The sequence below is a fragment of the Hymenobacter tibetensis genome (assembly GCF_022827545.1).
Lineage (GTDB): Bacteria > Bacteroidota > Bacteroidia > Cytophagales > Hymenobacteraceae > Hymenobacter > Hymenobacter tibetensis.
In genome coordinates this window covers 3,699,522-3,720,281 of sequence record NZ_CP094669.1, presented here as the reverse complement: position 1 = coordinate 3,720,281, position 20,760 = coordinate 3,699,522, and the positions used below count along the sequence as shown (strand labels likewise).

The window sequence follows — 20,760 nt, the reverse complement described above, 5'->3', positions numbered from 1 at the left end:
CCAAAAACACGAGCCAGTACGTGGTGAAGGACCTGCTCAGGTTACTGGCTTTTCGGCGGCTACTCCATTCCTAAGCCGCTTTGAAAAGCAATTTGCTTGCCCTGGGCGAACAGCTTGCGGGCCTGTCGATTCCGGTCGTTTTCCCACTGAGCCAGGGCCGGCTTGAGAGTCGCATTATAGTGTAGGGCCTCGGCCAGGGAAATTGCATCGTTGTAGGCTTTGGAGGTACCGGCACCGGTTTGGGGCGGCACTACAAAGGCCGCATCGCCCATAATGGCCACGCGGCCTTCATACATCTTGGGCACCATTAACTCCATCACGGCCTGTAAGAAAGGCTGCTTGGTTTCAGCCACGATGCGCCGAAACACGTCGGGCAGATGCTGGTCGGCCAGTTGGGTGATACGGGCCAGGCTGCGGGCGCTGAGGTAGGATGGGGGCACGCTGGATGGGCGCGCGCGGCCATCTTTGTCGAGCAGCAATTCGGCTAGCTCTGGGGCGGGGGTATTGGTGGCCCAGGCCCAGTTGAGCAGGCGGTGGCCGGGCATTACCTCCCCATTGTCGCCGGGTACCATATAGGCCAGGATACGGGCGTGCTCGTAAGGGAAAAACGTAATGCCGTTGGCAAACAAGGCTACTTCGGCAGGCGTTAGATCTTCTTCGGGCACCAAGCCCCGATACACCAGGTAGCCGGCGTAAGTAGGGCCCACACCCGGCAGCAGGTACTGCCGCACGGCCGACTGATAGCCGTCGGCGCCCAGCAGCAAGTCGCCGCTAACTACCGTGCCGTTGGTGAAGGTGGCGGTGGCCTGCTTGTCGTCCTGCGTCACCTGCGCCAATTGGTGGGAGAAGTGGTAATTTTCGGCAGGAATATGCGCCTTCAGGTTCTTCCACAGGTGGTTCCAAGAGGTAAACGAACCACTGATAGGGTATTTTATCATCACCCGCCCCGTGTAATCGAGCACCTGCCCAAAGGTAGCGGGCACCCCAAATAGCTCTTTGGGAATGAGGCCGTGCTCGATCATGTAATGCTGCAAATCCGGCTGCACGACAAGGCCTGCCCCCCGGCTTTCGATAGTAACAGCCGACCGCTCGTAGATGTCCACCTCATAGCCTTTGCAGCGCAGGGCAATGCCCGCGCACAAGCCTGCCATAGACCCGCCAACAATAAGGATACCCATAGTCGGTGGTCAGCGTTAAAAGGCGCGCTTGTAGGGCTGAGGCACCTCGGCAGTCAGGTGCAACTCCCGCGAAGCCCGCAGTGGGAAATAAGGGTCGCGCAGTAACTCACGGGCCATGAGTACGAGGTCGGCCTGCCCGCTGGCAATAATGGCATTGGCTTGCTGAGCCTCGTTGATCATGCCCACGGCTCCGGTAATAACGCCGGTTTCCGTCTTAATTTTCTCAGCCATTGGCACTTGATAGGAGGGAAACACGGTGGCCGGATCAACGGTGACAAAGCCACCGCCCGAAGCCGTAACAACATCCACGCCGTGGACTTTGAGAATGGCCGACAGCCGTACCCCGTCGGCGAGCTGCCAGGCGCGTGGGTCATCGGAATAATCGACCACCGACAGGCGGGCCAGCAACGGCATGGCTTCGGGCATCACTTGGCGCATGGCTTGCACCGTTTCCACTAATAGGCGGATGCGGTTTTCGAAACTGCCGCCGTACTGGTCGGTGCGGTGGTTGGTCAGCCCGGAATAGAACTGGTGGAACACGTACCCGTGCGCCGCGTGCAATTCAATACTATCGAATCCGGCCTGCACAGCCCGTTGGGTGGCCGCCACAAAGTTGGCCTTGATGGTCTCCATCTCGGCCAGTGTCAGGGCTTCCGCTGCGAGGCCATTGCCCAGCGCTGTGGGCGAGGGTCCCTTCGGAAGCCAGCCGCCTTCGGTGGGGGGAAGATAAGTCATGCCTTCTTGGGGGTGGCGGTGGCTGCCTTTGCCACCGGCATGCCAGAGCTGGATGGCGATTTTAGCGCCTTGCTCCTGCACAAATTGCACGATGGGTTGCCAGGCGGCCACTTGCTCGTCATTCCACAGACCCGTGTCGAACAAGGTGTTGCGGCCTTCGGGAGAAACGGCCGAACACTCGGTGATGATAAGGCCCGCGCCACCCACAGCCCGGCTGCCTAAGTGTACCATATGCCAAGTGCCCACTAGGCCATCGGGCGTGAGGTACTGCTGCATGGGCGACACCACTAGCCGGTTTTTCAGGGTCATGCCCCGAATGGTAAGAGGCGAAAATATGCTGAGCGCCATGTAGATCTGAATTCAAATTGATTGGCAACGAGCTGCTCGCTGCCGTGAAGTAAAAACGGTGACCAGAACCTGGTAAGTTGCTAGCTAACAAGCGCTAGTCAATCCCTAATTGTTGGAAAATCAGAGACTAGGTGGTGCCGGCCACCAAGCAGCAAGCATTGGTAGGCGAGGCTAGAGTAAGATGTTGTTTTCCGCTTGCAGAGCGGCCGGAATAGTCAGTTCGTCCAGCAACTCGCGCAGGTCGATTTCAATGTTGCGGGATAAGGCCGTGATGGGCACGTCGTTGGGCCCGCCCTCGAATGGGTTTTCGGCGGTTTCTCCCGCTTTTTCCATGGCTAGGAAAATCCAGGCTACCAGCATGCTGAAGGGAATCGTAAGCCAAACGAAATGCGCGCCCAGCTTTTCGAACTCCGGCAGCAAGCCGAAAGGCACGAGGCCCGCAAACAGGCGCACAAAAAGCAGGTTGAGAGTGGCGAACTGGCGCGGGTAGGGGAAGTTTTTGAGGCGTTCACACCTACCTAGCTGCTCGTACAAGTTTACCAGCAGTGGCACCAACTGCAGATGCAGCAGATTGTTGAGATGGTCATGGTCAAGTAGTTCTTTTAGTTGCTGGGACTGCAAGGCGAGCAAGTGGGTAGCCCGGTTCTTTTTACCAAGCACGTAGGCGGCCTCGGCTGGGGTGAGATAAGGGGCCAGTTCTTCGGCCAGGATAGTTTCCCGCTCGGCAATGCGGTAGTTGCGGGCATATTCCACGTTGGCAGGCTCGTGCATGTGTTCCCAGGCCCGGGACTCGCGCAGCTGAAACCGCAGGGCCGTGAGCCAGGCCACGTGCCGGTAGATCAACTGCTGACGTGCATCAAGAAAGCCCGGTCCGGTAGGGGGCGCAGAGCCGACCCAGTCCCGCACGAACACCGCCCACGACCGACTGGTGTTGACGATGGATCCCCACACCTGCCGAGCTTCCCAGAGGCGGCTGTAGGTGGCATTGTTTTTAAAGCCCACCACAAAGGCCGTGGCCGTGCCCACCAGCGCGATGGGCACCCAGGGCATGCCCAGCCAGTGCCAGCCCAGCCCGGCGTAAAGCACAGTAGGCACCAGGGAGAGCCCAAAAAGCACTAGGATTTCTCGCCGGGTCCAAACTAAAATTTCCGTCAGAGTGAAGCGGCGACCGGCGTGCATAGTGGAGAGGTTGGCAGTACAATTCAGGTAGAGGCCCGGCAAGCTGTTCGCCGGGACCTTTGTATTTTTCTAACAGGTAAAAACCAGCAGTCGGGACCACCTAGGAGGCGAACTGCGAGCGGTAATCGCGGGCAAACTGTTCGATGCTGTGCGGGGGGCGCTGGGTAACATCTTCCACCGTAGAGGTCACCCAATTAGCACCGCCGGCTTTGTAGAGTCGGTAGAGCTCCAAAAGGCCATTGCGCAGCCAATCGGGCGCCTGCGCCATGGCCTCGACGGCGGCTTCTTCGGGCACGGCCACGTAGCTGATCGGGCGGCCAGTAGCTTCGCTCAGAGCCGCGGCTACTTCTTCGGAGCTAACCGCGGCCGGACCCGTAAGCGTGTAGATCTGGCCGCAGTGGGAGGCAACAGGGGCGGTAAGCACGGTGGCGGCTACGGCGGCAATGTCGCGCACGTCGATGTAGTTGACTTTGCCGTCGCCGATGGCCAGGTAAAATTTGTTTTCCTGGCGAATGGAGACGCCGTTGTAAGTCAGGAAATTCTGCATGAAGCCACTGGGCCGCAGCACGGTGTAGGACAGGCCGCTTTGCTCGAGGTGCACTTCCACTTCCCGGTGCCAGTGGTTGATCTGGGTGCCCGGCTGCGCATCCGCGCCGGCGCCGGACAAGAGCACCACCTGCTGTACACCGGCTTGCTGAGCCGCCGCCACCAGTTGCTTGCCAATAGCTACTTGATCCTCGGTGAAGGGCGTAAGCAAAAACGCGCGGTTAACTCCCGCGAAGGCGGCATGGACGGTTTCGGGGCGGGTATAGTCCAGCTCTACAGGCTGCACGTTTGGGCGGAATGCTTGGAGCGGCGCGGCTTTGTCGATTGAACGCACTCCGGCCCGCACGGCCAGACCTCGCCCGGCGAGGGCCTTCACGACTTCAGAGCTGACGGTGCCCGTGGCGCCCGTCACCAAAATAGAATTCAACATAAAAAGAAGAAATAAAAGGTGAAGCAGCACCTTGGCTAGGCAACTGCCCCACTCGGGAAAATTCATGCTTGCCGCCGCTAGGGCAACGCCTAGGTTGCGCAATGGGCACTATACTGCGTTGCCCCCCAGCACGGTGCTGGGAACGATGGGGAAGCGGCGCACCGGCTTGCCGGTGGCGTGGTAGACGGCGTTGGCCACAGCAGCCACGCTGCCCACCATGGCTACTTCACCAATGCCCTTGACGCCCATAGCGTTGACGTAGGGGTCATGCCCGTCAATAAATTCCACTCGCATGTCGGGAATGTCGGCGTTGATGGGCACGTGGTAGCCAGCTAGGTCGGCGTTGGTGTAACGAGCAAACTGTTCGTCGCGGTTGGTGCCTTCCATCAGCGCGGCCCCGATGCCCATGATGCTGCCGCCGATAATCTGGCTGCGCGCCGTTTTCGGGTTCAGAATCCGGCCGCCATCCATCACGCTTACCCAGCGGGTGACGCGCACGGTACCGAGGTCGGGGTCTACTTTCACCTCGCAGAAGTGCGCTCCAAAGGAGTACATCGAGCGTTTGGTTTGCTTGGTACCCGGTTTGTTGTCGAAGGCAATCTGATCAGCCTCGTAGCCTTCCCCCGATTTGCTGTTGCCCACGCCTTCAATGTCGGCCAAGCCCTGGCGCTGAAGCAGCGCGTCAAACGTTTCGCCCTTGCTTGGGTCTTGGCGCAGCACCAGACGGCCCTGCTCGCGTTGCACATCTTCAGGTTTGGCCCGAAATAGCGGCGACTGGCTGTCGCGCACGGCCAGGGCAGTCAGCCGCTGCCACACGTCCTGCACGGCCAGATACACCGAGGAACTCACCGTGGCCGCCGCCACCGACGAGCCCGAAGCCGGTGCCGTGGGCAAGGTGCTGTCACCCAGCTCGAAGCGTACGTTCTGCATTGGTAAGCCCAACGCGTCGGCGGCCACCTGCGTGATGACGGTGTAGGTACCGGTGCCTAGGTCGGTGGCGCTGGTTTGCACTAAGGCGTGACCATCGGCGTAGAGACGGACGCGGGCCCGACCCTGTGCCGGGCGCACGGGATAGGAGGCCGTGGCCATGCCCCAGCCCACCAGCAGGCGCCCGTCGCGGGTTGCGCCCGGCTGGGGGTTGCGCTTGCTCCAACCGAAAAGCTTGGCCCCGCGGGCGTAGCACTCTTTCAGACCCTTGCTCGACCAGGGCTGACCGGTGCCAGGGTCAACGTCAGCATAATTGCGCAGGCGAATTTCGAGGGGGTCAAGGTGGAGTTTGGCCGCCAGCTCGTCGAGGCCGCATTCCATGGCCACCGAGCCCGGCGACTCTCCCGGCGCCCGCATGTACGTCGAAGTCATGACGTTGGCCCGGGCTACCCGGTGAGACGACTGGTAGCTGGGGCAGGCGTAGAGCCAGTTGAGGATGGCGGCGTTAGGCTCGGCGAAAATATCCCAAGGCGAAGTTGTGGAGGTTTTCTCGTGGATCAGTGCGGTCAGCTTGCCCTCCTTGGTGGCACCCAGGGTGATGGTTTGCTCCTGGTCTTCGCGGTGGCCGAGGCTGGTAAACATTTGCGGGCGGGTTAGCACCAGCTTCACGGGTCGACCTACGGCTTTGGCGGCCAGCGTAGCCAGCACCGTGTGGGGCCACAAATTGAACTTGCAGCCGAAGCCGCCCCCGATGAACTTGGTAATTACGCGCACCTGCTCCTGCGGCAACCCTAGCACCGTGGCCAGCGACGACTGCGACATGGCCACCGCCTGCGTCGAGTCATACACCGTCACCCGATCGGGCGCTTCCCAGTGGGCGATAGTGGCGCCCGGCTCCATAGGGTTGTGGTGGTTGAGGGCGTGCACGTAGGTGGCTTTCACTTGCACCGCCGAGGCCGCCAGGGCCGCTCCGGGGTTGCCGCGGGTCACCTTTTTCAAGTCAAAAACAAAGCCCTGCCCGTTGGGGTCAAACACTTCGGCATTCGCGCTTTGGTAGGAAGCTACGGGGCGGGCCTCTTCGTAGGTGACCTGGACCAGGGCCGCGGCCTGAGTGGCGCGCTCAAAGGTGTCGGCCACGACCACAGCCACCGGCTGCGCGGCGTAGAACACCTCGTTGCCCGTCATTGGCATATAGCCCATGTGCATGCCGTAGATGGCGTATTTGCCGGCCAGCGTGTTGGGCGTCTGCGCCATCTTGGGCAGGTTTTCGTGAGTGAATACGGCTAGAACGCCGGGTTCGCGCAGGGCTGCCGCCGTATCAATGCTTTTGATGCGGCCTTTGGCAATCGTGCTGGTTTTTAGGGCGGCGTAGGTCAGGCCGGGCAAGTCGTACTCGGCGGCGTAGTGGGCCCGGCCCGTCACCTTGGCCAGGCCGTCCACACGGTTGACGGGCTGGCCCACTACGCCGGCCTTGGACGGTTCGAAGGAAGGAGAATCGTTCATAACAAGGCAGCAGCTTAAGTGGTAGCAACTTTTTGCAGGGCCCGCACCAGCGTGTTCTGGGCTAGTTGCACTTTGTAGCCGTTGTGTTCCCGGGGCTGGGCTCCGCGCAAAGCCGCCGCGGCAGCAGCCCGGAACGTGGCTTCGGTAGCCGGGGCGCCGGTCAGAATTTTCTCGGCTTCGGGGGAGCGCCACGGAATGGTACCCACTCCGCCCAGCGCCACGCGGGCCGCGCGGATGGTACCGCCCTGCACGTCTAAACCGACGGCCGCCGAGGCCAGGGCGTAGGCATAGCTGGTTCGCTCGCGCACTTTCAGGTAAGTGGAGCGCTGAGCGTGGACCGCCGCCGGAATACTAACGGCCACGATTAGTTCGCCGGGTTCCAGAATGTTTTCTTGATGGGGCGTCTGGCCGGGCAGCACGTAGAACGACGTGAGGGGCACGCGGCGCTGCTTGCCCTTGGCATTTTCTAGCGTCAGCACCGCATCAAGCGCCATCAGAGCCACTGACAAATCACCGGGGTAGGTTTGGGCGATGCAAGCCTCGGAAGTGCCAAGGACCGCTAGGCCGTGGTTGTCACCGTGCTGGGCGGGGCAACCCGAGCCGGGCACGCGCTTGTTGCACGGAAAATCCGCGTCGCGAAAGTAGCCGCAACGGGTGCGTTGCAGGATATTGCCGCCGATGCTGGCCATGTTGCGCAACTGGGCCGAGGCCGCCAGCAGCAGCGACTCCGACACAGCCGGGTACTGCTGCACCACCAACGGATGCTCACCTACATTGCTCATGCGCTCCAAGGCGCCAATGCGCAGCCCGTCTTTGGTCTGCTCGATACCGGTGAGCGGCAGCGCGTTGATGTCAATCAATTGGGGATGCTCCGCCAGATTGACTTTCATCATGTCCAGCAGCGTAGTAGCGCCCGCCACGTAGGTGGCCGTGGGCGTTTCCCGGCGCAGGCGGGTGGCTTCCTTACTGGAATTAGTGGGTGTAAACGTGAAGTTGTTCATAGCGTTAGCCTTTAGCGGATTGACCGGCCACCTCGCGCACGGCGGCCAGAATGTTGGGGTAGGCGCCGCAGCGGCAGATGTTGCCGCTCATCCACTCCCGGGCTTGGTTGTCGGTAGTGGCGTGGCCTTCGTTCACGCACGCCACGCCGCTCATAATCTGGCCCGAGGTGCAGTAGCCGCACTGGAAAGCGTCGTGCTTGATGAAGGCTTCCTGCAGTGGGTGTAGTTGGTCGGCTTTGGCGAGGCCTTCAATGGTCGTGATTTCCTTGCCCTGGTTCATGACCGCCAGCGTCAGGCAGCTTACGATGCGGCGGCCATTCACGTGCACGGTGCAGGCCCCGCACTGGCCATGGTCGCAACCTTTTTTGGTGCCCGTCAGGTGCAGGTTTTCGCGCAGGGCGTCGAGTAGCGTCACGCGAGGTTCCACTTGAATGGTGCGCACGGTGCCGTTCACCTTTAGCTGCATGGTTGAGACGCCAGCCACCGTTTTCGAGAAAGCCGTCAGGCGTTCCGCCTGGGCAATAAATGGGGGGGCAATGGCTAGACCTACGATACCGCCAGCCTGCTTCATGAAGGAGCGACGGGACCCGTCGTCGGGGAGCTTGTCGAAGAGGGTATTGCCCATTGAGTAGAACCTATAGTGGTGAAAGCCAAATAAGGAAGGTGCTAGCCGCTACGTGCCTGCTGAGCAGCGCTATTGCGAGCAGCTCGGCAGGCACGTAGCGGCTTTCGATAAAGGTCTGACGCACTCTATCTCCTTGGCATTGACTTTTGTCAAGAGAAACTTTGCTGATGCATTATCAGCTCCACGTAATGGGTTAGGGCCGTGAAGTCCGGTAAGCTTGCTGTAGCAGTAATTGATTTGGGGCCGTTACCACGTTACGCCCCAGTTCCCACACCGAGTAGTTGCCGCTCCCATTGCAGCGCCGCCCCGCTGCCGCCCCCATGCTCGAACAAGATTTCGCTTACCCCTTCGGTGGTTTCGGTGCGCGCCCAATCTCGCTGCAGCTCCGACAGCACGGCCATCCACGTGATGGGCACAGCCCCGGCTTGCACCATGCGCTGCACGGCCCGCTCGTGCGATTCGGTGGATACGCCGCCCGAGGCATCGGTCACGATAAATACCTCGTAGCCCTCGCCCAAGGCTTGAATGGTGGGCATGGCTAAACAGATTTCGGTCCACCAGCCCGCCATAATCAGCTTCTTGCGGCCTGACTGCTCCACCAGGTTTACCACGCGCGCATCTTCCCAAGTGTTGATCGTCGTGCGGTTGATTATCTCTTGCCCAGGGAAAACATCCCGAATGCCTTTGAGCAGCAGGCCCCCACGCTCTTCCACCACCGTCGTCAGAATGGTGGGGACGTTGAAAACTTTCGCCGTCTTGGCCAGGCCCACCACGTTGCTGACCAGCATGACCGGCTCGTGGCTGTGCAGGTTGGTGAACTGAAAGGGTTGGTGGTCAATCAACAGCAGCAGGCTGTTCTGTGGGGTCAGCAGGGCATCGTAGCCCGTTTTCGGGTATTGGTTAGCGGTCATGCTTTTAGGGTTTTTAAAGTAAGAAATAGCGGTAGAACCGAGCCAAAAGTGGGGCTTCCCCCAAGCCCTAGCATTGACTTTTGTCAACATTGCACTCCAGCGTCACTCCTTGTAGCAGTAGCACTGTAGAGGGCAGCGGTACGGCAGATACCTCGCGTGTTCTGCTGCCCTGGCGCTATAGCATGCCCAGCAGCGTGACCGGAAAGGGAATGGCTTCTCACGTATCAGCTGGGAGGGAAGCCAGTCTTGATATTTATCAATGACCAAGCAGAGCGCAGAAGTCACCTTTGCCGCTGAGCTAACCAGCACCCGTGTGCCCAAAAGATGATGGCTGCAAGAATCAAGAGTAAGCCAAAACGGGTAGCGCCGCTCGTGCTAGCCGCCACCCTACAGCTGGTCGGAATAGGAGAGGTAGCCGCGCAGGTCAATAGGGGGGACTTCACGGCGACGGGCCACCTCGCTAACTCAGCCGAGGAGTACTGGCCAGCCGCGAAAGACTCGTTGTCCAACCAGTTTGTCTCCCGGCTAAAACACTTGCCCATTCGCGCTAACCGGGGCTTTATGGGTTACGGTTTGCACCTGCGCGAGACGTATGACAACTACCAAACTTACTACTGGGGGTTGGGGCCGGAAGACCAGAATGGCTACCTGCTGCACCGGGTTATCGGCTACGCCGATGTGCGCTGGAGCCGGCATGTACGCGCTTATGCCGAACTCAATAGCAGCTTGATTTCGGGGCGCACGGGCGGGCCACGACCGGTACAGGATATCAACAAGCTCAGCTTCAATCAACTCTTCACCGAATTCTCCTGGTCGCCCGCTCCCCGGGCGCACTTGGTTTTGCGCCTGGGTAAGCAGCTATTACAATATGGGCAGGGCACGCTACTGGATATCCGCGACGCCAACGTGCGACGCTCTTTTATAGGCGCGAAAGCAATGGCCTACCTAGGCACCACGCGGCTCGACGGCCTAGCCCTGTGGCTGGTACGCAACAACCCTGGCTTCTTAGATGATGAGCGTGACCGGTCGCAGTATCTGCTAGGCGGTTGGCTGACCCATACCTACCAGCACCATTTATTCACTCGCCTGGACGCGTTCTACCTCTACGTCAACCGCGAGCCGACTCGCTTCAACCAAGGCACTGGCTCGGAAAAACGGCACACCGCCGGCGCTTCCCTGTACTACAAGCGCGGGCGCTGGAACGGTATCACGGTAGTTGAAGGGCAGCTCGGCCGGTTTGCCGGCACCACAATCAAGGCGTGGAAGGTGGCCCAACTGGTGGCCTACACCGTCCCGGACTTGAAACGCCAGCCCGTATTCACCCTGCAAGGGGCCGTTGCCAGCGGCGACCATAACCCCTCGGACAGCGAGCTACATACGTTCAACCCCTTGTATCCACGGGCTATCTACTACGGGTTTGTCGACAATGTAGGCTCTTCCAACGTCTTAGTCATACATCCCCGCGCCGATGTGAATCTAGCTCCTCGCGTTCGGTTGCTGACAGGCTATTACTGCTTCTGGCGCACCAGCCTCGCGGATGGAGTGTACGGGCCATCTGGCGTGCTATTGCTGCCCGCCGTTGATTCCGGCCGCCTGGTGGGGGACATGTACGACACCGTTTTATCCTACAGCCCGACGCCGGCCCTTACCCTGCAAGCCACGGGCGTGTACTTCCGCCGGGGACCGTACCTACTCAAGCAACCAGGCTTGACAACTGATATGTATTACGGAGGGCTCCGGCTTACCGTGCGTATCTAGGACAGTTAGATTAACAACCTCCAGTAACGGCCGACGAAAGCGGCCTGTTGGAATGCCAGAAGGTGGCCCCCAAGCAGCAACGTTTACAACTGGCGGCGGATGCGGCTCAGGGTTTCGGCCGTGAGACCCAGGTAGGAAGCCACCATGTGCTGGGGAATGCGCTGGACCAAGCCCGGATACTTTTGCAGAAATTCGCGGTACTTCTCCTCGGCCGAATAGCTGATAGCCGAGTGCACCCGACTTTGCGAGGCCATAAAACTGCGCAGCACCAGGGCCTTAACTACCTGGTCGAAGGCTGGCACGTCGCGGCGCAGTTGCTCGAAATCGTCGTTTTTCACCACAATTACCGTCGAGTCTTCCGTGGCTTCGATGTTATAGCGCGAGGGCTGGCCGGAAACCAAGCTTTCCTGGTCGCTGGCCCACCAGTTTTCCACCGCAAACCCGATGATGTGTTCCAAGCCTTTGGCATCGACAGAGTAGGTGCGCAAACAGCCGCTGGCTACAAAGGCATTTGACTGCCACACATCGCCGGCCTGAAGCAGGTACTGCCGCTTGCGCAGCGTACGCACTACACTCACTGCTTTTATCTGCTCGATTTCGCTTAGAGTGAACAACGCTTTACTCTGCAGATACTGCTCGAACACGGCAAACATTGGCGTGGGCTAGGATGGTACCAAGCGCAAAAGAAAGTACTTTTTGCTTGGCATCATCCTAGCCCACACTCTGATTTACTGAACGGCTGCCTTCCTAAGTAACTCCTAGGGCCTACTCTCACACAAAGGAACTTCAGCCAACTAAGGCAGCAAAAGCACGGAGCCCGTGGTGCGCCGGGCTTCCAAATCCGCGTGGGCTCGGGCGGCTTCGGCTAGGGGGTAGGTCTGGGTGGTTAGTTCTCCAAACCAGCCCTTTTGGAGGGCACCGTACACGTCAGCGGCGGCTTGCTCTAGCGTGGCTTGAGTAGGCAGGTAGGTGCCCAGTACGGGCGACACCACAGTAAGCTGACGCTGAGCGAGTTCGGCGGGCGCCAGCGGTTGCGGACGCCCCGACGACGAGCCGTACAGCACGAGGGTGCCGCCGGGCTTCACCACGGGCACGGAGGCAGCAAACGTGGCTTGCCCTACCCCATCATACGCGACGTCAACGCCTCGTCCAGCGGTGATTTCCAGCACGCGCGCCGCGAAATCTTCTTGGTCGGTGGCAATGGCATAGTCGAGGTAGGGCTGTACAACGGCCAGTTTCGCCGCCGCGCCTACCGTGCCGATAACCGTGGCCCCCAGCGCCCGGGCCCAGCGCGCCGTTAACCCGCCCACCCCGCCGGCTGCGGCGTGCACCAAAACCACGGTGCCGTTCTGCACCGGATAAACGCGCCGGAGCAAGGCCCACGCCATCAGCCCCTTGGTGGTTACGGCCGCCGCCTGGGGTAAAGTGATGCCATCCGGCAGGTGGACCAGGTTGTCGGTAGGCAGCAGACGAACCTCGGCGTAGGCGCCCACTACAAAGTGATACGCCACCCGGTCACCTTCTTGGAACCCGGTCACGCCCGGGCCGACGGCCTCAATGGTACCCGCCGCTTCAACGCCGGGGACAAAAGGAAAAGAGCCCACCTTGAAGCTGCCGTTGCGGAAGTAGGTATCGACGAAGTTGACGCCGATGGCCGCTTGCCGCACGCGCACCTGCCCCGGTCCGGGTGCCCCAACTTTCTCCTGACCATACACCAGGACCGAGGGCGGTCCGGGCGCTTGCATATATACTACGCCGGTAGGCGCGTCTGACGAAAGGGAGCCCATGCGTAACGTACTTAAAAGCAAAAGTTTGGAACCGATGTATGCGCTGGCTAAGCGCTTTGCCCGCCATCCACATTGATAGTGGCTCCGGTGATGTAAGAGGCTTCGGCGCTGGCCAGGAAAGCCACCGTGGCGGCAATTTCCTCTACCCGCCCGTAGCGCCCCAGCGCTGTGCCGGCGGCTTGTGCAGGCGCAAAGTCGCTCGTGGCCGGGTTCATCTCCGTGTCGATGTTGCCGGGCTGTATCACGTTCACCGTGATGCCTTTAGAGCCTAAGTCGAGGGCCCAGCCGCGGGTGTAGGCCGCTATTGCGGCTTTGGTGGCTACGTAATCGGCAATGCCGGGAAAGGGGGCCCGACTGCCGCCGGTAGACCCGATGGAGATGATGCGCCCCCCCTCCCCGATATAGGGCACGGCGGCCCGCACGGTAGTAGCCACGCCCGCCACGTTGACGGCCAGTTGTCGATCGAAGGCGGCCAGATCGGCGCCGGCATCGTCGACGGTACCCGTGATGAACACGCCCGCATTGTTTACCAGCACATCAATGCGCCCGAACTGCGCCACCGTCTCGGCCACGGCCGCCCGAATAGCGGTTGTATCGCCGCTGTCGGCTTGAATAGCCAGCACCCGGCGGCCCGTACCGGCTACCTCGGCTACCAAGGCGTCAGCCTGGGAGGCGGAGTTGGTGTAAGTGAAGGCCACATCGGCTCCTTCCGCAGCCAACCGCCGCACAATGCCGGCTCCAATACCGCGGCTGCCACCCGTTACAAAAACAATTTTATCGGTCAAGCGATTCATAGAGGAAAGGGTAGGTGCAGCAAGCATTTCCAGTGGCTTGCTGCGGGTTGTAGGAAACTGTCGGTCCTGTTTATCTGGACTGTTTCGACAAGTCAAAGGTCCTATTCCCCCTTCCCCAACCTCGTTGACAATTATCAAGAAAAGCCGTTGATAAATGTCAAGGTTACTGTCTGGCCCTCACTAGGTAGTCATAGTGCCTACTCATAAGTGCTACGCTGCTACAACTCCACCCAAGCTTTTATCAAGCATCATCTCTGGTACGGTTCTCTGAATGGTGTACCCTTCTGAGTAGCGTTAAAAAGGGAAGAGGTAAAAGTTGTAAAGCAGCTAGCCCTAACTTTTACCCCTTCTCTTCTAACTAAGTATCCTAGCGGAAAACCGCTCTGCCAGCCTTGTTACTTCAGGTGGGCCCGTAGCATCCAGGCGGTTTTTTCGTGCTTTTCCAGTAGGTCAGTCACGAAGTCACTGGTGCCCGCGTCCTTGTGCGCAGTCTGAAACTCGTCGATGGTGCCCCGAATAAATTCGATGATGCTTTCGTGGTCTTGCAGCAGCACCCGAATCAAGTTGAGGCTGTCGGTGCCGGCGGTGTCCTGCTCGGTTAGGTGGGTGAGCTGCAGGAAATTCTTTAGCGAAGCGGGCGCGTAGTGGCCTAGCTGCCGGATGCGCTCGGCTACATCATCGGCCCGGTCGGCGGCCTGCTTATACAGCTCCTCGAAGTACAAGTGCACGCTATGAAAATCAGGGCCTTCCAGGTTCCAGTGCGCCCGCAGGGTTTTGGTGTAGAGCACGAATTCGTCGGCCAGCAGCTTGGCCAGCTGGTGCGCGACTACCTCCCGGTTTTCGGCGGAAATGCCAATAGTAGTTTTCATAAGCAAGATGAAGGTTGATTTTAGCTGTCTTGTTTGACTAGCAAAGGTGCCTGCCGTCCTGCCCGCATTGCCTTGACTTTTGTCAAGAAAACGGCTAGAAGCGCTGCGTTAGCCTAGCTGTGGCGTATGCTGTTTCGCTAACGCGACCCGCGGCTGTTTTTAAACAGCTTAGCTAAGCGGGCTGCTGGCCGTGCAGCCAAGCGATAGTAGGACCCTCGTCGATGAACGCGGCGGCTTGGTAATGCTGGTTGGTCGGGTGGGCTAGGATGGGCAGCACGATGTCGGTGTAATGCACCAAGTGGGACGGAAAAACCAAGTGCGCGCTGTAAATGAGCTCCGCCGAGCGAAAGGCCGAGGGCACAAGCGGGCAGAACTCTTCCAGCAGCCACCGGGCCTGCCGGGCGCAGTTAGGCGGGCACCGCCGCACATCGAGCAGCCAGAACGGGCAATTATACTGGCGAGCCTTTTGCAGCAGGTAGTGGTAACCCGCTGCGAAGTCGGTATCGGTGCGCATCTGCTGTATCCAGCGGGCCACGAGCACGTGCTCCTGCGGCCGGTACGAAACGTCTAAGAAGTGTTGCATAGCAGGGTTTTAAGCAAGGTTGAACACGCCGATCGGCTGTTGCTACTGCGCCGCTCGACGCGTTGCCGGCGCTACTCGCTGAGCAGCACCGGGGCGCTGCCGGACGCTTTGGGGGCCACGACCACCCGATGGTACGCTTTGCTGGTGCTGCCTAAGTCGGCGTTTTTCACGTCTTGCACCGGGCCCAGGGTCTGGGCCATGGCGCCACCTTTGGCGTCGGTGCGCACCGTGAGCAGGGGGTAATCGCGAGAATAGGGGGCCTGGGTGGCGCGGCTCAAGTACACGTCGTATTCGGTATCGGGCTCCAGGTGCATCAGCGAGAAGGAGGCGAGGTCAACCAGGCCTTCGGAGCGCGTAACCAGCGAGCCAGCTGCTGCCCCGCCCCCAACGGCCTTCAGCTCGCGTACCACCGCGGGCTGGTCCATGAGCTGCCGACCTAGGTTGCTGAGGCCCGTAGCCCCCGCGGGCACGGCCTCTGGCACGTACACCAGCGCCATCGGCGCCTGACCGACTTTCACTTTCCCGATTACTTGGTTGGTCGCGGTGTTGATGGCGACCACCGAGTCGCCATTTTCCAGGTTCACGTACACCCGGCTGGCGTCGCCGGCGGCCCAGATGCCGTGTGGCAACGTGCCTACTGGAATAGTGGCCAGTTGCTTGAAGCCCGGCTCGCGGGAGTATACTTTCACCACGTCTTCGCCGCCCACGCTCACGTAGGCCACCTTGCCCAGCTTGGTATCCAGGGTGGTGACGTGGTTGGTGATGGGGCCGGTATCGAACACTTTGGTGATGCGCAACGTCTTCACATCCAGCACCGATACCTTGCCCACGTCCTTGTGCGTAAACCACACTTGCTGACCATCTTTGGTGGCGAAGATGTTGGGCGAGAAGGGGCTGGCGACGGGTAGGTGCTTGATTGTTTTGTACGTTGCGGCATCCACCACCGTCAGTTCGGGCGAGAAGCTGGAGCACACGAAAGCTAGTTTGTTGTCGGGGCTGAAGGCGACCATGCCAGGGCCATTGGGCACCGGCACGCGGCGGGTTTCGCGCATCGTAGCCACGTCTATCACCGACACGTAGTCTTCCCCGCGTACCGTCACCCACACCTGTTTGCCGTCGGGCCGGAAGGTAGGCTCGTGCGGGGCCCGCCCCACGTACACGCTGCCTTTCATGGCGTTGGTGGCGGGGTCGATGAACGTCACATTGTTGGAGCCAATCGACACTACGGCCAGTGTTTTGTGGTCGGGCGCCATGCCTAGGCCGTGCACCAGCGCCTGGCCCCGGTAAAGCGGCGTGAGAATATCGGGCTGCGGCTTCCCCAGGATGATCTGCCCCAACAGCTTGTTATCCACTGGGTCTATTACCGACACCGTGTTGAAAATTTGGTCGGCAGTGTACACCCGGTCGCGGTGGCTTACGGCTTGCGCATAGCCCGGCAGCCTCCCCGCCAAGAGGGGCACTAAAAGCAAGTATTTCATAGGAAAGGGCTTGAAAGAAAGTCAGTGGTGCGCCGCGGCGGGCGGGCTAGACGCGGCGGCACTGTGCTTGCGCAGCCAGGCAGTCATCTGCTGAATCTCGACTTGCTGCTCGGCAATAATGCTTTGGGCTAGCCGGCGCAGTTCAAGGTCTTTGCCGTAGAGCAACTGCAAGCGGGCCATGTCGACGGCACCCTGGTGGTGAGGCACCATCATGGCCGCGAAGCTGGCGTCGATATCGGTAGGCGGCACGCCACCCATCTGGTGCATGCCCTGGTCCATTACCGTCATCACCGAATCCATCTGCTGGTGAAAAGTCGCCGCGGGCGAACCGGGAGGTAAAGCGGCCGGGGCCATGTCGGTCATAGTGTGCGGTTCGTTACGCTTGGCAGCTGGCATGCGGTGGTGGTCGGGCGTTTGCGCATGCGCTACGACCACTGGCGTAGCAGCCAAAAGCGAAAGTAACGACAAGTGTCTTAGGGTGAGGGTCATAAGCAAGTGGTTTAAAAGTGTAGATAATGCGCCATTTGCAGATTGCCCACCCGGAGTGCAGGGCAGGATGGTGGCTACGCCAGCGGCGTACTACTGGCTGGGGGCGGTCCTATTATTTCATCGCCTACCTCGGCCGACGCTTGGGCAAACGCCGCCACATCGGGGGGGGTAGTGGGCGGTAGACCCGTGGCATCGGCCACCGTACCCGCGGCTTCAATGAGGCGGGCAAAGCCACTGGGTGAGGCCACTACCAGCCCGCGCGAAAGGGCCGGGCCACTCACTACGGCATGGACCGTGCCGCGCGGGACAAGGAAGTTTTCGCCTGGTTTCAGCACCACTACCTCGGTTTCGGTGTGCACGGTAAACTCGCCTTCCAGCACAAACAAGTGCTCGGAATACGTGGTGTGGCGGTGCAGCGGCGTGGCCACTCCCGGCTGGAAAGTGCCCTCAATTAGGTCGTAGCGGCCTTCGGTGGTTTCGTGGTTGGCCAGAATGCGCGTGAGCGTGCCTAACAGCCAGAAAGACTGATTCATGAGTTACAGATGCTAGATTGTTGAAGGCAGTGCACGGACGCACTGCGTAGCTGCCCGCCGCTAAGGCAACAGCCCCTGCTTTTCGCCCTAACTTGGGTGAAAAGCAGGGGCTGAGAAACGCGGAAGCAACGCTGGGAGCCTAGCCGAGATGCTTCTTGAGCTCGGCCGCCGCGTGCACAAACAGCGACTTAACCGCCGGCACGTCGGCCAAGGCATTCAGCAAACCGAAGTCGTGAATCATGCCGTTGTAGCGGATGGTGGTGGCGGGCACGCCGGCTTCGCTGAGCTGGCGGCCGTAGGCTTCGCCTTCGTCGCGCAAAATGTCGTTTTCGGCTACCTGAATGAGGGCGGGGGGTAGGCCAGCCAGCTGCTCGCGGGTAGCGTTGAGGGGTGACACGTAGATTTCCCGCCGTTGCGCGGGGTCGGTGGTATAGGTGCTCCACATCCACTGCATCAGCGGCGAAGTGAGGAAGCGGTCCTGGCCGTAGAGCTGGTACGATTCGGTGGTAAAATCAGCGTTGGTCACGGGCCACAGCAGAATCTGTAGCTTGATGTGCGGGCCGCCTTTCTCTTTGGCTTGCAAGCAGGTAACGGCCGTCATGTTGCCACCCACGCTGTTACCAACCACGGCTAGGCTCTTGCCATCCACGTTGATTTCGGCCCCGTGCTCGGCTACCCACTTGGTGGCCGCGTAAATTTCGTTGATGGCTTGCGGATACTGCGCCTCCGGGCTGGGCGTGTAATCCACGAACACGGCCACGTAGCCCGACGCCACCACTAAGTCGCGCACCATGCGCTGGTGAGTGGGGAAGTCGCCGAGCACCCAGCCGCCACCGTGGATGAAGATGAACACGGGCAACACCGTGTCGGCGGTACCCGTGGGGCGCACGATGTGCAGCGGTACGGTGTAGCCGTCCTGCTCGATGGTGCGCTGCGTGGTTTCCACGCCCGAGATGTCCACGGTAGCAGAGGCCTGCGCGCCGACCAGCACCTGGCGGGCGTCCGGTATGGGCAGAGTTTCAAGGCCAGGACCACCGGTGTTCAAAACTTCAAGAAACTCGATTACCTGGGGGTCGAGGTGTTGGTCGGTGGCGAAAGGAGGTGCCTGCATGCGCGAGGGGGTTAAGTAAGTGGTTGGCAATGTGAGATAAAAGCAATGGCAATACGCCGCGCTAGGCCGGAAGCTTTACTAGATTAATTCCCGAAAAGGCGCCGCTAAATTGCTGGAGTTGGCCGCCAGCGGCTAGCCCACCCAGGTCGATACCAGCAAAGCCTATCTTGTTGATTAGCTCCAACACGCTGGCTTTAGCTGCCGCATCGTCGCCGGAAATGAAGATGACTCGTTGGCCGCTGCCTTCGCTTGGGCTAGCTGCCAGCAGGGCCGCGCCCAAGGTGTTGAAACCCTTCACGACCCGTGCCCCGGGGGCTTGCTCGGCCACGATTTCAGAAGAAGTTTTGGCGCCCAGGTCCAGCGGTTTGAAGTCGGGGAAATGAATGGCGTTGGTTGTGTCCACGACAATCTGGTTTTTCCAGGCTGGTACCCGGTTTAAAACATCCGCCACCGCACCCCACGGCACCGACAATAGCACGAGGTCGGCTTGCGCGGCTTCTTCTACCGTGCGAGCCTTCACCCCCGGCCCCAGCGTAGCGGCCAACTCAGTTAGCGCGGCCGGCCCGGATTTGCTGCTGATAACCACCTCGTAGCCGGCGTGGGCAGCGTGGCGAACAAACGCCTGGGCAATGTTGCCGGCGCCAATGGTTCCTATTTTCATGGACAGTTAGGTTGAGGTAAAACGTTAAGGTTTTGCAATGGGGCTTGGTCGGCGGCACGCTGTTACTGCGCGCTGGCGGGTCGGTAGCCAGGGGCCACCAGCCGGTACCAGTCGGGATGCTGGTGGAGGTAGTGCGCCACAAACGGGCATAGCGGAACAACGGTTAGGTGGCGCTCGGCTGCCTGGTGCAACACTTTTTCCACGAGGGCGCTGCCTACGCCCTGGCCTTGCAAGGCAGCTGGCACTTCGGTGTGAATCAGGCTAAGATATTGGTGATGCAATTGGTACTGCACCAACGCGGTAGCAGCCGCTACTTCCAGCTCGAATTGCTGGTCGTAGGCGTTGTCGATAAGGGGTAGAACTTGATATGCTGGATTCATAATAGGGTGATTCGGGGCGATAAATCCTGGGGCGACGTAACGGCCTCGTAGTGAATCTGCCCGTAGTCGCCGGCGAAAAAGTCTTCGTAGGCCGTGGCTATTTCGGCGTGGCTGTTCATCACGAAGGGCCCCTGGGCTACTATTGGTTCGGGGTAAGGCTCCCCGCCAAACACCAGCACACTAACTGGCCCGATGCTGGGATTGGTGAAGGTGATGGGACCCGTCTCCGGGCCAAACAGTACCAGTTCGCTCTGGCCGTGGGGCTGCCCGTTGATGAGGATAGGTTCGGCCGGCACGAAGGCGGCATAGTCGAGGCCCACTTTGGTAGCCAGGGAAAACGTAGCCTTCGGGCTCAGCTGCAAGTGGTACAGAAACTGCGGACTGCTGGTGGGCACCGGCGAGGCGGCATCGCCCAGCGTCCCGAGCAGCACCCGCAAACTACCGGCTCCTTCCGGCAGCAGCATTTCGGGCACCGCCGTGGGCTGCAGGGCTAGGTAGGCGGGAGCCTCGGCTTTGTGGCGAGCCGGCAGGTTGATCCAGAACTGTAAGGCGTGCAGCACGCCGCCGGTAGCCTGAAAATTCAGGCTGGGATTTTCGTCGTGCAGCACGCCCCAGCCGGCCTTCATCCACTGCGCGCCGCCCGCCGCTACCACGCCGTGGTGGCCAGCGCTGTCGTAGTGCTCCACGGCGCCGCTTAGCACGTAGGTGAAAGTGGCAATGCCCCGGTGGGGGTGGGCCGTTTCGCCGGTGGGCGCCTTGGGCACCTGGGGCTCGAACCGGACGGGATACACGTGGTCCAGGAAAACAAAGGGGCCTACGGCGGCTACCATGCGGCTGGGCAGCAGCCGGTTGACGAGCAACTTCCCTACTTTGGCGTTGGTGCCCCCAACCTGCGCGATGATGGTTTTGGTCATGGCGTGCGTGCTTTTTCGCA

21 protein-coding genes are annotated in these 20,760 nt (G+C 60.4%); 1 reads left to right on the top strand and 20 read right to left on the bottom strand.

The annotated features are described in order from the left end of the window. Window positions 1-59: 59 nt before the first annotated feature. The 8 genes from MTX78_RS14820 to MTX78_RS14785 all read right to left on the bottom strand — a co-directional run bounded on the left by MTX78_RS14820 (window position 60) and on the right by MTX78_RS14785 (window position 9,383). Entirely contained in the window at window positions 60-1,178 is a 1,119-nt protein-coding gene (locus MTX78_RS14820) for an FAD binding domain-containing protein (protein WP_243795786.1), read from the bottom strand. Window positions 1,179-1,193: 15 nt separating this feature from the next. Next, complete coding sequence (locus MTX78_RS14815; RefSeq protein WP_243795784.1) at window positions 1,194-2,261, bottom strand: NADH:flavin oxidoreductase/NADH oxidase; 1,068 nt, start codon at window positions 2,259-2,261, stop codon at window positions 1,194-1,196. 171 nt (window positions 2,262-2,432) lie between these two features. Continuing rightward, window positions 2,433-3,440 carry a bestrophin family protein gene (locus MTX78_RS14810; RefSeq protein WP_243795782.1) on the bottom strand — a complete coding sequence of 336 codons (1,008 nt, stop codon included), beginning with the start codon at window positions 3,438-3,440 and terminating at the stop codon, window positions 2,433-2,435. A 100-nt stretch (window positions 3,441-3,540) separates the two neighbouring features. Continuing rightward, complete coding sequence (locus tag MTX78_RS14805; protein WP_243795780.1) at window positions 3,541-4,416, bottom strand: NmrA family NAD(P)-binding protein; 876 nt, start codon at window positions 4,414-4,416, stop codon at window positions 3,541-3,543. 108 nt (window positions 4,417-4,524) lie between these two features. Next, complete coding sequence (locus tag MTX78_RS14800; protein WP_243795778.1) at window positions 4,525-6,846, bottom strand: xanthine dehydrogenase family protein molybdopterin-binding subunit; 2,322 nt, start codon at window positions 6,844-6,846, stop codon at window positions 4,525-4,527. Between the two features lie 14 nt (window positions 6,847-6,860). After that, a complete protein-coding gene (locus tag MTX78_RS14795; protein WP_243795777.1) occupies window positions 6,861-7,847 on the bottom strand; it encodes an FAD binding domain-containing protein in 987 nt (328 codons plus the stop codon). 4 nt (window positions 7,848-7,851) lie between these two features. Continuing rightward, on the bottom strand, window positions 7,852-8,472 hold the full coding sequence (locus MTX78_RS14790) for a (2Fe-2S)-binding protein (protein ID WP_243795771.1): 621 nt from the start codon (window positions 8,470-8,472) through the stop codon (window positions 7,852-7,854). 254 nt (window positions 8,473-8,726) lie between these two features. Continuing rightward, complete coding sequence (locus tag MTX78_RS14785) at window positions 8,727-9,383, bottom strand: hydrolase (RefSeq protein WP_243795770.1); 657 nt, start codon at window positions 9,381-9,383, stop codon at window positions 8,727-8,729. A 324-nt stretch (window positions 9,384-9,707) separates the two neighbouring features. Between MTX78_RS14785 and MTX78_RS14780 the strand changes: the two genes are divergently transcribed. Further along, window positions 9,708-11,141, top strand: coding sequence for an alginate export family protein (locus MTX78_RS14780; protein ID WP_243795768.1), 1,434 nt, complete (start codon window positions 9,708-9,710; stop codon window positions 11,139-11,141). 83 nt (window positions 11,142-11,224) lie between these two features. Here MTX78_RS14780 and MTX78_RS14775 read toward each other — a convergent pair whose 3' ends face one another. From MTX78_RS14775 to MTX78_RS14720, 12 genes are all read right to left on the bottom strand, one after another. Next, complete coding sequence (locus MTX78_RS14775; RefSeq protein WP_243795766.1) at window positions 11,225-11,794, bottom strand: Crp/Fnr family transcriptional regulator; 570 nt, start codon at window positions 11,792-11,794, stop codon at window positions 11,225-11,227. A gap of 141 nt (window positions 11,795-11,935) precedes the next feature. Beyond that, entirely contained in the window at window positions 11,936-12,928 is a 993-nt protein-coding gene (locus tag MTX78_RS14770) for a quinone oxidoreductase family protein (protein WP_243795765.1), read from the bottom strand. A gap of 47 nt (window positions 12,929-12,975) precedes the next feature. Further along, a complete protein-coding gene (locus MTX78_RS14765) occupies window positions 12,976-13,722 on the bottom strand; it encodes an SDR family NAD(P)-dependent oxidoreductase (RefSeq protein ID WP_243795764.1) in 747 nt (248 codons plus the stop codon). 395 nt (window positions 13,723-14,117) lie between these two features. Beyond that, window positions 14,118-14,591 carry a Dps family protein gene (locus MTX78_RS14760; protein WP_243795763.1) on the bottom strand — a complete coding sequence of 158 codons (474 nt, stop codon included), beginning with the start codon at window positions 14,589-14,591 and terminating at the stop codon, window positions 14,118-14,120. A 172-nt stretch (window positions 14,592-14,763) separates the two neighbouring features. Next, a complete protein-coding gene (locus MTX78_RS14755; protein ID WP_243795762.1) occupies window positions 14,764-15,174 on the bottom strand; it encodes a hypothetical protein in 411 nt (136 codons plus the stop codon). Window positions 15,175-15,245: 71 nt separating this feature from the next. Next, window positions 15,246-16,652, bottom strand: a complete 1,407-nt coding sequence (locus tag MTX78_RS14750; protein WP_243795761.1) for a YncE family protein — start codon at window positions 16,650-16,652, stop codon at window positions 15,246-15,248. Between the two features lie 21 nt (window positions 16,653-16,673). Further along, window positions 16,674-17,141 carry a DUF305 domain-containing protein gene (locus MTX78_RS14745; RefSeq protein ID WP_243795760.1) on the bottom strand — a complete coding sequence of 156 codons (468 nt, stop codon included), beginning with the start codon at window positions 17,139-17,141 and terminating at the stop codon, window positions 16,674-16,676. A gap of 74 nt (window positions 17,142-17,215) precedes the next feature. Next, a complete protein-coding gene (locus MTX78_RS14740; protein ID WP_243795759.1) occupies window positions 17,216-17,674 on the bottom strand; it encodes a cupin domain-containing protein in 459 nt (152 codons plus the stop codon). 139 nt (window positions 17,675-17,813) lie between these two features. Continuing rightward, window positions 17,814-18,785 (bottom strand): alpha/beta hydrolase, encoded by a 972-nt coding sequence (locus tag MTX78_RS14735; RefSeq protein WP_243795758.1) that lies wholly within the window; start codon window positions 18,783-18,785, stop codon window positions 17,814-17,816. A 61-nt stretch (window positions 18,786-18,846) separates the two neighbouring features. Next, on the bottom strand, window positions 18,847-19,446 hold the full coding sequence (locus tag MTX78_RS14730) for an NADPH-dependent F420 reductase (RefSeq protein ID WP_243795757.1): 600 nt from the start codon (window positions 19,444-19,446) through the stop codon (window positions 18,847-18,849). A 62-nt stretch (window positions 19,447-19,508) separates the two neighbouring features. After that, complete coding sequence (locus tag MTX78_RS14725) at window positions 19,509-19,826, bottom strand: GNAT family N-acetyltransferase (RefSeq protein ID WP_243795755.1); 318 nt, start codon at window positions 19,824-19,826, stop codon at window positions 19,509-19,511. Then, window positions 19,823-20,740, bottom strand: coding sequence for a pirin family protein (locus MTX78_RS14720; RefSeq protein WP_243795753.1), 918 nt, complete (start codon window positions 20,738-20,740; stop codon window positions 19,823-19,825). The genes MTX78_RS14725 and MTX78_RS14720 overlap by 4 nt, the downstream gene beginning before the upstream one ends. Window positions 20,741-20,760 lie beyond the last annotated feature (20 nt).